Annotated in this window: 11 protein-coding genes; 1 reads left to right on the top strand and 10 read right to left on the bottom strand. The window is 68.3% G+C overall.

Features of this window, described 5'->3' with window-relative positions; all coding sequences use genetic code 11:
- Positions 1 to 29 precede the first annotated feature (29 nt).
- From addA to ahcY, 7 genes are all read right to left on the bottom strand, one after another.
- Positions 30 to 3,569: a double-strand break repair helicase AddA gene (gene addA / locus BZF59_RS11420; RefSeq protein WP_086608349.1), complete on the bottom strand. Its 3,540-nt coding sequence runs from the start codon at positions 3,567 to 3,569 to the stop codon at positions 30 to 32.
- A complete protein-coding gene (gene addB / locus BZF59_RS11415; RefSeq protein ID WP_086608348.1) occupies positions 3,566 to 6,598 on the bottom strand; it encodes a double-strand break repair protein AddB in 3,033 nt (1,010 codons plus the stop codon). Before addB ends, addA begins: the two co-directional genes overlap by 4 nt.
- On the bottom strand, positions 6,591 to 7,307 hold the full coding sequence (locus tag BZF59_RS11410) for a nucleotidyltransferase family protein (protein WP_245806127.1): 717 nt from the start codon (positions 7,305 to 7,307) through the stop codon (positions 6,591 to 6,593). The genes addB and BZF59_RS11410 overlap by 8 nt, the downstream gene beginning before the upstream one ends.
- Entirely contained in the window at positions 7,304 to 8,293 is a 990-nt protein-coding gene (locus tag BZF59_RS11405) for an aminoglycoside phosphotransferase family protein (RefSeq protein WP_086608347.1), read from the bottom strand. The genes BZF59_RS11410 and BZF59_RS11405 overlap by 4 nt, the downstream gene beginning before the upstream one ends.
- Positions 8,290 to 8,733: a tRNA (adenosine(37)-N6)-threonylcarbamoyltransferase complex ATPase subunit type 1 TsaE gene (gene tsaE, locus BZF59_RS11400; RefSeq protein WP_245806126.1), complete on the bottom strand. Its 444-nt coding sequence runs from the start codon at positions 8,731 to 8,733 to the stop codon at positions 8,290 to 8,292. Before tsaE ends, BZF59_RS11405 begins: the two co-directional genes overlap by 4 nt.
- Positions 8,734 to 8,750: 17 nt before the next feature.
- Positions 8,751 to 11,111: a PAS domain-containing sensor histidine kinase gene (locus tag BZF59_RS11395; protein WP_086608345.1), complete on the bottom strand. Its 2,361-nt coding sequence runs from the start codon at positions 11,109 to 11,111 to the stop codon at positions 8,751 to 8,753.
- A 101-nt stretch (positions 11,112 to 11,212) separates the two neighbouring features.
- Positions 11,213 to 12,637: an adenosylhomocysteinase gene (gene ahcY, locus BZF59_RS11390; protein ID WP_086608344.1), complete on the bottom strand. Its 1,425-nt coding sequence runs from the start codon at positions 12,635 to 12,637 to the stop codon at positions 11,213 to 11,215.
- Between the two features lie 183 nt (positions 12,638 to 12,820).
- Between ahcY and BZF59_RS11385 the strand changes: the two genes are divergently transcribed.
- Complete coding sequence (locus BZF59_RS11385; RefSeq protein WP_086608343.1) at positions 12,821 to 13,300, top strand: peroxiredoxin; 480 nt, start codon at positions 12,821 to 12,823, stop codon at positions 13,298 to 13,300.
- Between the two features lie 88 nt (positions 13,301 to 13,388).
- On the opposite strand, the gene BZF59_RS11380 is transcribed toward BZF59_RS11385, so the two are convergent.
- The 3 genes from BZF59_RS11380 to BZF59_RS11370 are packed head-to-tail and all read right to left on the bottom strand — an operon-like array spanning position 13,389 to position 15,058.
- Entirely contained in the window at positions 13,389 to 13,877 is a 489-nt protein-coding gene (locus BZF59_RS11380) for a hypothetical protein (protein ID WP_086608342.1), read from the bottom strand.
- Complete coding sequence (locus tag BZF59_RS11375) at positions 13,874 to 14,563, bottom strand: cytochrome b/b6 domain-containing protein (RefSeq protein WP_086608341.1); 690 nt, start codon at positions 14,561 to 14,563, stop codon at positions 13,874 to 13,876. Before BZF59_RS11375 ends, BZF59_RS11380 begins: the two co-directional genes overlap by 4 nt.
- Before the next feature lie 6 nt (positions 14,564 to 14,569).
- Entirely contained in the window at positions 14,570 to 15,058 is a 489-nt protein-coding gene (locus BZF59_RS11370) for a c-type cytochrome (protein ID WP_086608340.1), read from the bottom strand.
- Positions 15,059 to 15,114 lie beyond the last annotated feature (56 nt).

The raw sequence follows: 15,114 nt of genomic DNA, 5'->3' as shown, positions 1-15,114 counted from the left end.
CTTGATGGCAATCTAGTGACGCGCGCGGCTCACTCAATATCCGGCAGGGGCAAGGATTGCTGCGCGGTCTGCAACGCGATCTTGTGCGCTACCAATGTCGCGGGGTCGAGGTCGAACAGCAGCGGCGCATGGGTGTAGAGCACGCCTGCCCGCACCGCGCGGCCCGGATAGATCGCCTCCAGCGCAGCGACATAGGCCGCCATCTGGCGCAGCGTGGCGCGGGGAATGTCGGCGACGCTGGCGGGAGGGCGGCGGGTGGTCTTGAAATCGACGACCGTGATGCGGGTGTCCTCGATCAGTAGCCGATCGGCGGTGCCTGCTACCACGACGCCGTCCACCGTCGCCGCGAGCGGCACCTCAGCGAGCGCCTGCGGGGAGAACAACGCGGCGAAATCGGGGTGATCGAGCACCGCAAGCGCGGCGGCAAGCATCTCGTCGCGTGCCGCCTCGGCAAGGTCGGGTGCCTGCCGCGCGAGCCAGCCTTGCGCCGCCGCTTCGCGCTCGGCAGCGGGCACATCGGGCAGGCGTTCGAGCAGGGCGTGGATCAGGCTGCCGCGCCGGGCGGCATCGCGCGTGGCCTCGGGCGGGAGCGGCGGCTGCGCTCCGGCATCCTCGCCTGCGGATGAAGGCGCGAGCGGGCGCGGCGGGCGCGGTTCGGGGCCGATCGGGCTGGTCGCCCAGCGGGGGAGCGCGGGCGGCGCAGCATCGGCGGAGCCCGCACCGTCAACAGGCACCAGCGGCCCGGCGCGCTCGCCCCACTCCTTGCGCCAGAGCCATACCGGGTCGGTGATCTCGTCGGCCTCCGCGAACAGCGGCGCGAGGCGGGCATACCAGCTGTCCGGATGGGGCTCGCGCTTCTTGGCTTCGATCTTGTTGAGCGACCCACCGATGAAGAGCGCCTCCTCGGCGCGGGTCATCGCGACGTAGAGCAGCCGCCAGTGCTCCTGCAGCGCGGCGGCTGCCTTGGCCTCGGCAGCCTCGGCGATGGGGCCGACCGCCTCGTCCTTGTTCAGCGGCGGCAGCGGGACGAGGCGCTTGCGGGCCGAAGCGGGGTCGCGGTCGTGGCCAAGAGGCGTGTCCTCCAGCGCCAGATCGCCCGCACCGCCCGGCGCGCCGGCGGCATCGGCGAGGATCACGATCGGGGCCTGCAAGCCCTTGGAGCCATGCACCGTCATCACCCGCACCTGCCCGCTGGCGCTGTCCGAATCGCGCTTGAGGTCGCCCGTCCCGGCCTCGAACCAGCCGATGAAGCCCGCAAGGCTGGGCCAGTGTTCGGCCTCGTAGGCGAAGGCGGCGTTGACCAGTTCGTCGAGCGGGTCGTTCGCCTCGGCCCCCAACCGCTCGACCAGCCGCGCGCGGCCCTGCCACGGTCCGGTCAGGAGCCAGGCGATCAGCGCCTGCGGAGTCTGATAGTCGGCGCGGCGGAGCAGATCCTTCAGCCGCTCCACTGTGGCCGCGACGAAAGCTGGCGCGTCATCGCGCCTGAGATGCTCCCACAGCCGCTGCTTCGGCAGGCGCGGGACATGGGCGAGCAGGTCGTCCTGCGTCCACCCCACCAACGGCGAGGCGAGCAGGTTGGCGAGGCTCAGATCGTCGAGCGGCTGCGCGGTGAACTTCAGCGCGGCCAGCACGTCCCTTACCGCCAACGGCGCGCCCAGCCTCAGCCGGTCGACCCCCGCCACCGGCACGCCGCGGGCATAGAGCTTGGCGACGATCTGCGCGGCCAGCTCCTTGCGCTTCTGCACCAGCACCATGATGTCGCCCGCTTGCGCGTGGCGGTGCGTGCCCTTGGCGAGCACGAAGGGATCGGGGCCGTAGACCCAGCGATACACCTGATCGGCGATCCGCTCGGCCAGCAGCGTGTCGTGGCGGGGAAGCCAGCCCTGCTCGCCCTCGCCCTCCTCCTCCTCTTCGTCCGCGTCCTTTTCGGGCACCACCGTGGGCCAGAGCGTCACCAGACCGGGCCGCACGGTGCCCTTGTGCTCCGGCGGGGCCTTGTCGAGCCCGAATTCCGCGAAGCCCAGCGTGTCGATCACGCGGTTGACGAAGCCCAGCACGACGTCGGCGGTGCGGAAGGAATTGCCGAGGTCGAGATCGCGCCAGCCCGGTTCCCGCCGGTTGAACCGCCCGGCGCGGATGCCCTGCTGCGCGGCGCTGATGCGGGCGTGGATGCGCGCCTTGGCCTTCGCGAAGTTCTCGGGGCTCGTCCCCTGAAAGCCGAAGATCGCCTGCTTGTAATCGCCCACGGTGAAGATCGTGCGCAGCTTGTCCCCGCGCGCACCGTCGCCGCTGAAGAAGTCGTCGATCAGCGCCTCGACGATGTCCCACTGGCTCTGGTTGGTGTCCTGCGCCTCGTCGATCAGGATGTGATCGAAGTGCCGGTCGAGCTTGTAGCGGATCCAGTCGGCAGCGTCGGACTGGCCCAGCAGTGCGGCGGCCTTGCGGATCAGGTCGGCGAAATCGAGCAGGCCTTCGCGGGCCTTGCGCGCCTCCCAGCGCACCGCGAAGGCGCGCCCGATTTCGAGCGCGCTCGTGACGACCTCGGCGGTGGCGACAAGCGCACGGCGTTCCTCATAGGCGGCGATGGCCTCGGCGATGTCCTCCTGATGGCGGGTGAAGTCCGGGTCGAATTTGGCAGCGTGCCGCAAATTGCCGTTAGGCAGAAGCTTGGCGTTGACTACGGTGCCAACCAAGCAACCGATTCCGCCGGGACGACTAGCAAGGTCGAGCCGCAGCCATTGGTCTATGCCAGCAATAGCTGCATTGCCTGCGGGCTTGTTCCAAGCGCTCAAGGCATCGCGGATCGCCAGCAGCGTATGGTCAGGGAAGAGGTCGGGATCGAGCGGCTGGCTAGCCCACTCCTCCCCTGCATCCGACGGCATCCCGAGCGTCTGCCTGACCCGCGCAGCCATCGGCGATTGCCAACCGGCGGGGCCCTCCCACAGCTCCTGCGCCTCCGCCGCGCGCATCAGCCAGCCGTGGAGCGCCGCCGGATCCTTGCGGGTTGTAAACAAGTGGAGCCCGTCCAGCACCCGGACGTCATGCGTGCGCTCGGCCTCTTCCACCAGATCAGTCAGCACCTCGCGCGCGAGCAGTTCGCGGCTGCGATCATCCATCACCCGCGTGCCGGGGTTGAGCCCGGCTTCCTCGGGGAAATTGCCGATCAGGAATTGCGCGAAGGCATGGATCGTGTCGATCCGGAGACCGCCGCCGGGGCAATCGAGCACGCTCGCAAACAGGCTGCGTGCGCGGGCCTGCGTGGCCGGGTCGATATCCGCGCCGAGATAGCCCAGTTCCTTGCCCAGCTGGCCCGCAGGCAGCCGCACCCAGCGCGCCAGCACGGCGTTGATGCGGTTGGCCATCTCCGCTGCGCCTGCCTTGGTGAAGGTGAGGCACAGGATCTGCGAGGGCGCGACATCCTCGCGCAGCAGCAACCTGAGCACGCGGGCGGAGAGCACCTGCGTCTTGCCCGTCCCGGCCGAGGCCGAGAGCCAGACATTGTCCGCAGGATCAGCCGCGCCCAGCTGATTGTCCTTCAGCGGGAAGACCAGACCGCCGCCGCCGCTCATGCGCCCTGCTCCGCGTCGTGAAGGCGCACGATCCACTCCTCGAGCCGCATCAGCTGATCGTAATCGGTGTAGCCCTTGTAATCGGGGTTGGCCCGCGCGGTGAACGGCTCGCGCCCCTTGATGAAGCGTGCAATCGCCTCGTGCAGCTTGGCGGAGTGATGCGGCAGGAACTCATCGGGGGTGAGGCCGCTCTGACGCTCGCTCAATTTCATGGGGCTCATGCGCTTGCCGAAGCCCTCGTCCTCCTTGCCGAAGGACCAGTACTCAAAGGCGGTGGCAGGGGCGGCGGGCACGCTTTCCTTGGCGAAGCCGCCGTCATGCGCAATCAGGCCGAGCAACCCGAGCTGCAAAGCATAGCCAGCCTTGACCTCGGCCTTGGACGGCACGCGCCCGGTCTTGTAGTCGATGATCCGCAAAGAGCCGTCAGCCAGACGGTCGATCCGGTCGGCGCGGCCCAGCACACGCACGCCATCGACCCGCATTTCGCCCGCAACCTCGCTTGCCAGCACCACCTCACCCTTGTCGGCGTCCTCGGCGATCCATTGCTCGAACCGTTCGAGCGCGGCGATAAGGCGCGGCTGCCACAGCGCGCGGAACAGCGGGTGGACGCGCGCGGCGGCGAAGTGCTCCGCCGCAAAGGGCGCGAGCGCGAGGCCCGGTTGAGCCGCCCGAGCCTTACTCCACGAATCGAGAATATCGTGCACCAACGTGCCGCGCAGCGCCGGATCGCTGAAAGGATCGGCGCTGAGCGGATCGAGCCGCTTCAGGTCGAGAATCGCCTGTGCATAGAACTGGTAGGGATCGCCCAGCAGCCGGTCGAGCGCGGTCACCCGGATCGGCACGTCGCGCTTGTCCGGCGCGGGATCGGGCGCGGGGCGCGGATATTCGGGCGCAGGCGGGCGCACACGGTCGAGCAGCGGGAGCAGCGCGGGGATCGCGCGCTCGCGGTGTTCCTTGTCGAGATCGTCACCCAGCAACGCCTCGACCCGGAGCAGGAAGCGCGAGGGCAAGGTCGGCCCTTCGGCATCGCGGCGCGCGCGAGAGAGCACCACCTCGGGCGCGCCGAGAGCGCCTGCAAGGTCATGCGCCGCCAGCCCGATCCGGAACTCCGCCCCCGGCACTCCCAGCGCGCGCAGGATTGCGGGGGCGAGCAGCGCATCGGCCCCCGGCGGCTGCGGCCAGCTGCCTTCGTTGAGGCCGCCGCAGATCACCAGATCGGCCCGCGCCATGCGCGCTTCGAGCAAGCCGTAGATCGCCACGCGCGGGTGCCCGCCATAGCCGGGGCGCACCGCGATCGCCTCCATGCAGTCGCGCAGCACGCCGCCCAGGTCGGCAGTCTCCACGAGCGTTCCCGCAGCGCTCGCCTGATCGCGCAGCTCCTGCACCATGATGCCGAGCGCGCGGCCATCGTCACGCTCCCAGATCGCGCTGCGGGCAAAGGCCTCGGCAGCGTCGGCAAGGCGCGAGAGCGCTTCGGCGAGCGGGATCTGCGCGGGCCAATCGGCGAGCGGGGCAATCAGCGTTTCGGCTTCGTTCCACCACGGCGCGACTTCGGCCTTGGCGGCAGCGGCGCGCAGGCTCGCCATGCCGGGCGCAGGGTCGGGGCCGCGCAATGCCCGGTCGAAGGCGCGCAGGCCCCGCAGCCAGTCGGCGCGTGCGCCTCCGTCCCAGCCGCGCACCAGCGGATGGGCAAAGGCGGCGATGAGGCTCGCGGGCGCGGGGCCATCGGCGGCAATTTCGGCGAGCAGACCGAACAATCGCCCCGCCGGGGTCAGCGCCAGCGGGCGACCGGCGGAATCGTCGGCGACGATGTTCCAGCGCTCGAGATGCTGCGCCACCCGGCGGGCAAGGCCGCGGTCGGCGGAGATGACGGCGATGCGCTTCTCCGGCTGTTCCAGCGCCTCGCGCACCAGCAGGGCGATGGCCTGCGCCTCCTCCTCGATGGTCGCGCTCTCCATCAGCCGCACGCCCGCAAGCCTGCGCCGTTCGGGCCCGAGATCGATCCACGCGCGGCTCGCCTCAGGGGGCAGGAACAGTGAGGAGATCGCCCGCGCCCGTGCAGGCTCCGCTGCTGCCGCCCCGCGCCGGTGCCAGGGCTGCACCTCGGCGCGGTTCACGCCCATGCGGTGCAACAGCAGCTTCAGGTGATATTGCGGATGGGTGAGCGCATCGCCCGCGCCGAACACCGGACCGCCGGGCGTGTCGGAGGCGCCCGCCAGCCCCAACTCGGCCCAGGCGGCATCGTCCATCGCGAGGTCGAGATCGGGCAGCACCACCGCGCCCTGCGGCAGCCCCGCGATGACCCGCAGCAGCCGCGCCAGCGCAGGCGCGGCGCTGGTGACTCCGACCGCGACCACCGGATGCGGCGGCGGCGTGTCGCGCCAGCGCTTCGCCGCGCGGTCGAACAGCAGATTGCGGCGCGTGGCGGCATCGACCTGCCCCCTGCCGGAAAGCTCGAACTGCCAGCGTGCATAGACTAGCGAGAAAAGCCGGATCGACCGCTCCCAATGGCTGGCGAGGTTGCCGAGTTGATCGAGCACGGCCTCGCTCTTCCACAGATCGGCAACATCCTTCTCCTCGACCAGCAGCCGATCCATCGTCTGCGCCATCTCGCGCGCCAGATTGAGCCGTGCGCGGCCCGGCAGCGGCGTCATCCCCTCCTCCGCGCGCGCCTCGGCGATCAGGCGGTCGAGCGTCAGCCAGCGCGTCATCGGATCGCAGGCGGGCGGGATGTCGCCTGCGCCCAGCGGATCGAGCGCCGCGCCGAGCTTCTCGTCGAGATCGAGATCGCCCACCGCGATCATGCGCGGCATCAGCAACCCGCCCTCGCCCGTCTCCCCGGCATGGCGGATGAAGGCTTCGGACAAAGTGCGCGCGGCGCGGGTCGAGGGCACCAACAGGGTGAGGCGGGCAAGGCCGAAGCGCTCCTCACGGTAACGCGGCACCAGCCCGGCGACCAGCGCATCGGCAAAGCCGCGGTGGGCGGCGATGGAATAGACCAGCGGGCCGGGGGTGCTCGGCTCAGCCACCCGTCAGCGCTTCCTCGGTCGGGCGGATCATCTGCGGGGTGCCGACTTCAAACCACAGGCCGGTGAAGCTGATGCCGTAGAGCCTTCCCTCGGCGATGGCTCGCTCCCACAGCAGCATGGTGCCGAACGGCCCCTCCGGCGCATCGCGCAGCAGGCGGTGGCTCACGAGCTGGATGCCGGTGTAGATGAAGGGCGCGATCCGCCCGGCGCGGCGGCGCGAAAGGCGGCCCAGCGGGTCCATGTGGAAGTCCCCCGGCCCGTTGAAATTCATCGCCCGCGCGTGGGGGACGACCAGCAGCAGCGCGTCCATCTCGTCGGGTTTCCAGCGGCGCGACAGATCGTAAAACGCGCTCTTGGGCCCGTCGAGCCAGATATTGTCGGCGTTGAGCGCGAAGAAGGGATCGGGCAGCTGCGGCAGCGCCTTCATCATCCCGCCGCCGGTCTCAAGCAGCTGCGCGCGTTCGTCCGAGACGCTGACCTGCGGCACCTTGCGCGCCAGCACATGCGCCTCGAGCGCATCGGCGAGGTAGTGGACATTGACCACCGCGCGCGCCACGCCCGCCTCGGCGAGGCGATCCAGTGCGTGGTCGATCAGTGGCTTGCCCGCCACCCGCACCATCGGCTTGGGCTGACTGGCGGTGAGCGGCCGCATCCGCTTGCCCAGCCCCGCGGCAAGGATCATCGCGGTGTCGGAGGCGAGCACGCTCACTCGGCAAAGGCTCCGTTGGCGGCGCGCACCGCGGCGGGGATATTGGCGTCGAACCATGCCGCGACGGGGGCAAGCGCGGGGTGCGCCAGATCGCGCTCCAGCGCCGCCCAGACGCGCGGGATCATGGCGAGATAGCGCGGCTTGCCGTCGCGCGCGTTCAGCCGGGTGAAGATGCCCACGATCTTGGCGTTGCGCTGCGCGCCGAGCCGGGCGTAGTCGGCGCGGAAATCCGCGTCGATCCCGCCTACGGCCTCGCCGTAGTGATCGAGCATCGCCGCCTCCAGCGCCTCGGGCACATCGCGCCGAGCGTCCTGCAACAGCGAGACGAGGTCATAGGCGGCGTGCCCGACCAGCGCGTCTTGAAAGTCGATCAGCCCCTGCGGCGCGCGCGGGCTTCGCCCGAGCAGCATGATGTTCTCGGCATGGTAATCGCGCAGCACCGTCACTCCGGGGGACTGGCGCGGGATCATCGGGGCGAGCACTGCCTCCCACGCGGCGGCATAGCCCTCGGCATCGACGGTGAGGCCCTGCGCCGGACAATACCACTCGGTCAGCAGCGCCGCTTCACGCTGGTAGACCGCCATGTCATAGGGAGCGAAAGGCCCCGGCGGCAGGCGGTGGAGCGTGGCCAAGGTCTCGACCGCTGCTTCATAGGCAGGGCGTTCATCGGTCGCGTGCAGGTCGAGCCAGTCGCGCATCCGGTCATCGCCGAAATCCTCGATCAGCACCCAGCCCTGCGCCGCATCCTCGGCCAGAATCGCAGGGGCGCGCATCGCGTGATCGTTCAGCCAGTGGGCAACTTGGAGGAAGGGCGCGGGGTCTTCGTGCGGGGGCGGCGCGTGCATCAGCATCGCGGCCTCGCCGCTCTCCCGCCGCAGCCGGAAATAGCGCCGGAACGAGGCATCGCCGGGCAGCGGGTGGACGCTGGCATCGCCCCATCCGGCGGCGACGGTGAATTCGGCAAGACCTTCGGGAAGCGCGCTCATGGCATCCGCCCTACCCAATCCGCCCCGCCGCGGGCAATGGCCATCCGCCCGCCTTCCCCGCTTTCCCCCAGCGGTTCGAGCGTGATCGCTATGCACCCCGGCTCATGCCCGAACCCGCCCGCATGATCGGGCCACTCGGCCAGCAGCACCGCACCCTCGCGATAATCGTCGAGCCCGATCTCGGCGAGTTCGGCAGGGTCATTGAGCCGGTAGAAATCGGCGTGGACCACGGGCAGGCGTAGCGAGGGCGAATCGTAGCTTTCGATGATCGTGAAGGTTGGCGACGGCACCTCACCCGCATGGCCCAGCGCGGCGAGAATCGCGCGTGCCAGCGTGGTCTTGCCCGCCCCCAGCCCGCCTTCGAGCGCGACCACGTCGCCGGCCCTGAGCCGCGCGGCGATCCGCGCGCCATAGGCCGCCATCGCCGCCAAGTCGGGCATAGTCTCGCGCGCTTCCATTACGGCAGGCGAATGAGCGCGGTGGTGCCTGCGCCCTTGCGGCTGGCGATATCGAGCGTGCCGTCGTGCGCCTCGATCAGCTGGCGTGCGAGCGGAATGCCGAGGCCGGTGCGCTTTTCGGGCGGCGCGTCCTTGTCGGGCTTCAACCCGCCCAGCGCGCGCGCTAACTCCTGCGAGGTCATGCCCCGACCATCGTCGGCGATACTGATCTCCATCGTTGCCGCGCTTTCTTCGGGCGCCTTGCGCAACTCGATCACGATCCGCCCGCCATCGGGCGTGCCGGTCACGGCATTGTCGATCAGATTGCCGAGCGCCCGGCCCAGCTGGCGCGGATCGGCTTCGATCACCCGGCCCCGGCGGCCCTTGAGGTCGAGGCTGAGCCCGGCAGTGATGATCGCCTCCTCGCGCTCTCGCACAAGCGTAGTCAGCAGATCGAGCAGGTCGATGCGCTCCTTGCGGATCGGCAGCAGCCCGGCCTCGGATTGCGACAGGTCGAGCACGTTTTCGACCTGCTCGGTCAGCCGCTCGACCGCGCTGAGGATGGCATCGACATATTCGCCCGCAGCTTCGGGATTGGCCGCCGCACCGCTTTTCAGCAGCTCGGCATAGCCGCCGATTGTCGTCAGCGGCGTGCGGAATTCGTAGCTCATGTTGGCAAGGAAGCGCGCCTTGACCGCGTCGGCCTCCTCCAGCGCCTCGGCCCGTTCGCGCAGGGCCTGCTCGGCCTTTTGCGAGGCGGTGATGTCGAGCACGGTGAGCAGCCCATTGCCATCGGGCAGCGGAATCCCGGCGAACCGCAGGGTGCGCCCGTCGGCGAGGTCTACCTTGCCCTCCTTCTCGCGCCGGTCGAGCGTCGCCGCGCGCACCGCCGCGCCGATCAGGCTTGCCTCTTCGGGGCGCACGAGATTGCGCCCGATCGCGCTCAGCAGTTCATCGGCACTTGGATGCTGATCGAGCAATTCGGGTGTGAGGCCCCAGGTGCCTGCAAAGCTGCGGTTCCAGAGCTGCACCGAGCCATCGGGCGCGAAAATCGCCAGCGCCTCGAACAGGCTGTCGAGCGTGGCAGTGCGGGTGCGCAGCAGGGTGTCGCGCACGGCGGAGAGCGCAAGGCTTTCGGTGCGGTCCTCGGTGATCAGCACGAGGCCCCCGTCGGGCATCGGCTGGGCGACGACTCGCAAGTGGGTGCCGCCGGGGAGCGGCCAAGCCTCCTCAAAGCTTTCGCGCAAGGCAAACCATCCGGTGCGCTCGCGCCGCCATTCGGGGAAATCGCGCACTTCAGGCGTGCGCCCGCGTTCGCGCGCTTCGGCGAGGAAACGGTCGAACGGGGTGTGGGCTTCAACCGCGTCATCCATCAGGCTGAACAGGCGGCGGAAGGGCCGGTTGGCGAAGGTCAGGCGTTCCTCGGCATCGAACAGCGCCACCCCCACCGAGAGCTGATCGAGCAGCGCGCGCTGGGCATCGCGGAAAGCGCGGAAATCGCGCGCGACCTGCTGCTGCTCCTCGATGTCGATGGCGTAGCCTGCCACACCTTCCTGCCCCAGCGGCAGATCGGACACCCGCAAGGTGCGCCGCGCGCCGTAGATGGTGGCGGTGACAATGCGTTCGGACTTGTCTTGGCTCTGAAGGGTCGCCCCCGCGATCTCGCCGGGGGAGCTGCCGTCCTCGGGCTCGAGCAGCTCGATCTGGCTCTGCACCACTTCGGCGGCGGTCATTGCGCCCACAGCATCGACATAGGCCTGATTGACGAGTTGCAGGGTGAGATCGCTGCCCCGGAACCACATCGGCATGGGCGCAGCCTCGATCAGCCCCACCAGCGCGGCAAAATCGCCCGTGGCGCGCGCGGCGGCAGCGCGCAGGCGGGCCATTTCGGCGTGGCTCTCGGTAAAGTCGAACACCCACACCAGCGCTGCGCCGCCGGGCGAGACCTGCGGATCGGCAAGCGTGCCGTAGAGCGCAAGGGAGCGCTGCGAGTTCGGCAGATTGATCGCCATGCGAAAGGGCGCGGCGCTTTTCTGGGTGGTCTGGATCTTGCTCCAGAGCTGATCGACCTGCGCCTGCGCCAGTCCGCCCGCGCGCGGCGTGCCGGGGGGGGCGGCGAGTTCGGAGAGATATTTGGGCGTTGTTGGCAGCCCCAGCATCCGCGCCAGCCGGTCAGGCGCCTCGATCCGCCCGTCGACCCTGACCAGCAGCGGCAGCGCCGGTGCGAGATCGAGCAGGGTCTGCATCCGCTTCAGACTGGTGCGCATCGCCTTGGCGCGCTTCACGCTGCGGTTCGCGCGCAGCACGACAGCGCCCGCCCCCACCGCCCAGGCAGCGAGCACGAGCGCAATCAGCACCAGCGAAAGGGGCGAGAGGTCCATCGCTCCTCCGCTATGCGCGCACGCACGGGAGTGCAACGGGGGAAGCACCGCCCGCCCCCAACCCCGTGAAAAAACGGGGCGGAGCGGGCGGTTTGTGTGGCTTAGTAGCGGTAGTGGTCGGGCTTGAACGGGCCGGCCTGCGGCACGCCGATGTAGCTTGCCTGCTTGTTCGACAGCTGGGTCAGCTTCACGCCCAGCTTTTCGAGGTGCAGCGCAGCGACCTTTTCGTCGAGATGCTTGGGCAGGACGTAGACGTCGTTCTGGTATTCGTCCGCCTTGGTGAACAGCTCGATCTGCGCCAGCGTCTGGTTAGTGAAGCTCGCGCTCATCACGAAGCTCGGGTGGCCGGTGGCGCAGCCGAGGTTCACCAGACGGCCCTTAGCGAGAATGATGATCGACTTGCCATCGGGGAAGGTGACGAGGTCGGTGCCTTCCTTGATTTCCTTCCAGTCGTAGTTCGACAGAGCCGAAATCTGGATCTCGCTGTCGAAGTGGCCAATGTTGCAGACGATCGCCATCGGCTTCATGCTCATCATGTGATCGGCGGTGATGACGTCCTCGTTGCCCGTGGCGGTGACGAAGATGTCGGCGCGCTTGACCGCGTCTTCCATGGTGACGACCTCGAAGCCGTCCATCGCCGCCTGAAGCGCGCAGATCGGGTCGATTTCGGTGACCATCACGCGCGCGCCGCCGTCACGCAGCGAAGCGGCCGAGCCCTTGCCGACATCGCCGTAACCGGCAACGCAGGCGACCTTGCCGGCCAGCATCACGTCGGTGGCGCGGCGGATCGCGTCGACCAGCGATTCCTTGCAGCCGTAGAGGTTGTCGAACTTCGACTTGGTGACCGAATCGTTCACGTTGATCGCCGGGAAGGGAAGCTTGCCCTGCTTGGCGATCTGGTAGAGGCGCATCACGCCCGTGGTGGTCTCTTCCGACACGCCCTTGATCGCCTTCACCGTCTTGGTGAGGTAGCCCGGCTTGGCGGCGACGAAGGCCTTGAGCGCGCGCTGGAATTCGATTTCTTCGGCGTTGGTCGGCTCGCCCATTTCCTCGCCCGCTTCGATGCGCGCGCCCCACAGCGCGAACATGGTGGCATCGCCGCCATCGTCGAGGATCAGGTTGCAGGTAAGGTCAGGGTCAGCTTCCGAAGCCCAGTCGAAGATGCGGCCCACGTAGTCCCAGTACTCGCCCAGCGTTTCGCCCTTGATGGCGAAGACCGGAATGCCGCTGGCAGCGATCGCAGCAGCGGCGTGGTCCTGGGTCGAGAAGATGTTGCAGGTCGCCCAGCGCACTTCGGCGCCTAGCGCCACCAGCGTCTCGATCAGAACCGCGGTCTGAATGGTCATGTGCAGCGAGCCGGTGATGCGCGCGCCCTTCAGGGGCTGCGAGGCGCCATACTCTTCGCGCAGCGCCATCAGGCCGGGCATTTCGGTCTCGGCGATCATGATCTCGTCGCGGCCAAAGGGGGCGAGCGCGATGTCCTTGATGACATATTCGGTGGTCGGGGTGGCAGCGAGGGTGGCCATGCAATCAATCTCCTAAGCGCAGAAGCGGGCCCGCGGAGGCGAGCGGTCTGCTTATGCCTAGCCCCCTAGCGACATAGGCTGCGCGAGGCAAATATAAACTTATCTTTATATGTCTATTTGTTGCTCGCCCGCCGCGCGCAGGATAGAGAGCGCCCGACACACCCCAGAGAGGACACGCACACCATGACCATTTCCGTTGGCGACAAGATCCCCGAAGTCACCCTGATCAAGGCCACCGCCGAAGGGCCGCAGCCGGTCAAGTCCTCGGACTATTTCGCGGGCAAGAAGGTCGCGCTGTTCAGCGTGCCGGGCGCCTTCACCCCGACATGCTCGGCCCGTCACCTCCCCGGCTTCGTCGAGAAAGCCGATGAACTGAAGGCCAAGGGCGTCGACGAGATCGTCGGCACCGCAGTCAACGATGCCTTCGTCATGGGCGCCTGGAACAAGGCCGCCGGCAGCGACGACATCACCATGCTGGCCGACGGCAATGCCGAATTCGTCGAAGCCATCGGCCTCACCATGGACGGTTCCGGCTTCGGCCTCGGCAAGCGCGGGCAGCGTTTTTCGATGGTGATCAACGACGGCGTGGTCGAACAGCTCAACGTTGAAGAACCGGGCGACTTCAAGGTCTCGAGCGCGGAGCACCTGCTCGGCCAGCTGTGAGGCTTTTCCGGCAAGCCCAAAGAAAGGGGGCGCCTCCCGCAACGGGGCGCCCCTTTTGCGTTGGAGCCGGCAGGGACCGCGAACCGGGTCAGTCGCAGTTATACGGCTTCCCATCAGCGTATTCGTCACACACGGCAAAGAGATACAATTCGCCAGGCGCACCGATCACGGTCTTGTCCCGGTGCAATGTGTGACTGACAGCCGGCTTGAACGTGCGCCCCCCGTCATAACGGTTGTCGTGCAGCGTGCCGATGGTGAACCGGCTCATCGCAAAGCCGCCGATGTCCGGCGTGTAGACAACCTCCCGACCATCGGCGCTGGTCCACTTGTATTCATAGATCACGTAGACCTCGCCATCATCAGAGCGACGATCGGACAGCCGGTGGAAACTTTGGCAAGGCTCGGGTTCTTCGAGGCCATCAGCGGGAAAAATGCAGTTCTGCGGGAAACCTTCCTGCCAGCTTTTGTCATCGGCACCGGCAGGCCCGTTGGGCAAAAAAGCCAATAGCGTCAAAGCCGCAAGCCTGCGCGCCATCAGCGACAAGGCCTTGACCTGCTCGGGCAAACGTCCGGTCATGTCAGCGGCGGCGCGCCATAGGCGATCCACAGCGCCAACCCCGCCGCCAGCGCCACCGCGATCAGCCCCTTCACCCACGGCAGCGGCCCGATCCCGGCCACGCCCGCCATCGGCGGCCGAGCGCCGCCCACCATCGGGCTCAGCAGATCATCGCCCTTCACCGCATACCAGGTGATCGCGGCCAGATGCAGCACGATCAACCCGAGCAGCACGTTGAAGAAGGTCTCGTGCCATTCGGTGATCGTGTCCGCCGTCATCACCCCGACGAGGCTGTTGAGCGGACCGGTCATCCCGTCATAGGGATCGCCCGCGAACAGCCCCATGCCGACCTGCAGCAGCATCGCCCCGATCAGCGCGACAGTGCTCCACCCACCCAGCGGGGAGTGGCCGATCGCCGGGCCGACACTGCTGTCGCCCCGCAGATAGGCCATAACCGCCCCCGGCCCCTTCACGAATTGCGAGAACCGCGCGGTCTCCGGCCCGACAAAGCCCCACAGCACCCGGAACGTGAGGATGCCGAGTAGCACCAGCCCGATTTGCCGGTGCAGCGCCCATTTGGAGTTTTCCGCCGTCCACCACATCGCCGGGATCAGGATCGGGAAGCTCCAGTGGGTGAGCCGCAGCAGCGGATCCCACACGCGCACGTCCTGCGGCCGCGCCGTGGCGGCTGGCGCCGTGTCGTCCATCGGCGCCTACTTCTTGTCGTCGAGCCGGAACTGGTCGTGGCAGCCCTTGCACGCGCCGCCCATCGCCATCGCCTGCGCGCTGACCGCCGCCTTGTCGCCGCCTTCGGCCACACTGACGAGCTTGGCGCTTTCGTCGATCAGCTTCTGCCCGGCGGCCTTGAACTCTTCGGGCTTCTGCCAGATCGCGGGCAAAGCCTCGGTCTTGAAGCCATCTTCGGTGCTGGTGCCGGCCGGGAAATGGCCTTCGATCTTCATCGCGCGGGCGTTGATGTCATTGGCCTTGGCGGCGATCAGCGTGAAATCGGGCGCGTCCTTTTCGAGCTCGCCCCGCACCGCCTTGAAGGCATCGCCGATCTCTTCGAAATTGTCGTGCCGCTCCTTGATCACCGGCGGCGCCTCAGCCGCCGCATCGCCGCCATCCGCGCCGGAACAGGCGGCAAGGGCGAGACTCAACGAAGCGGCTACAAACAGATGGCGGGCGGACATCGACAGCATTGCGGGTCTCCTTGGGCAGGCCTCGGCGGCTCTGTCTGCAAGGCTAAGCTGCTTTG

Origin of the sequence: Erythrobacter donghaensis, from assembly GCF_002155425.1 — a bacterium.
Taxonomy (GTDB): domain Bacteria; phylum Pseudomonadota; class Alphaproteobacteria; order Sphingomonadales; family Sphingomonadaceae; genus Erythrobacter; species Erythrobacter donghaensis.
Note: the sequence above shows the minus strand (reverse complement) of the source record. Positions and strands in the feature narration are given on the sequence as shown.

What these genes read in the sequence shown, in the direction of transcription:
- BZF59_RS11380 (WP_086608342.1), bottom strand. Translation starts at nt 13,877, where the DNA reads ATGACCGGACGTTTGCCCGAGCAGGTCAAGGCCTTGTCGCTGATGGCG.
- BZF59_RS11370 (WP_086608340.1), bottom strand. Translation starts at nt 15,058, where the DNA reads ATGCTGTCGATGTCCGCCCGCCATCTGTTTGTAGCCGCTTCGTTGAGT.
- tsaE (WP_245806126.1), bottom strand. Translation starts at nt 8,733, where the DNA reads ATGCCCGACTTGGCGGCGATGGCGGCCTATGGCGCGCGGATCGCCGCG.
- addA (WP_086608349.1), bottom strand. Translation starts at nt 3,569, where the DNA reads ATGAGCGGCGGCGGCGGTCTGGTCTTCCCGCTGAAGGACAATCAGCTG.
- BZF59_RS11375 (WP_086608341.1), bottom strand. Translation starts at nt 14,563, where the DNA reads ATGGACGACACGGCGCCAGCCGCCACGGCGCGGCCGCAGGACGTGCGC.
- BZF59_RS11395 (WP_086608345.1), bottom strand. Translation starts at nt 11,111, where the DNA reads ATGGACCTCTCGCCCCTTTCGCTGGTGCTGATTGCGCTCGTGCTCGCT.
- BZF59_RS11405 (WP_086608347.1), bottom strand. Translation starts at nt 8,293, where the DNA reads ATGAGCGCGCTTCCCGAAGGTCTTGCCGAATTCACCGTCGCCGCCGGA.
- ahcY (WP_086608344.1), bottom strand. Translation starts at nt 12,637, where the DNA reads ATGGCCACCCTCGCTGCCACCCCGACCACCGAATATGTCATCAAGGAC.
- BZF59_RS11385 (WP_086608343.1), top strand. Translation starts at nt 12,821, where the DNA reads ATGACCATTTCCGTTGGCGACAAGATCCCCGAAGTCACCCTGATCAAG.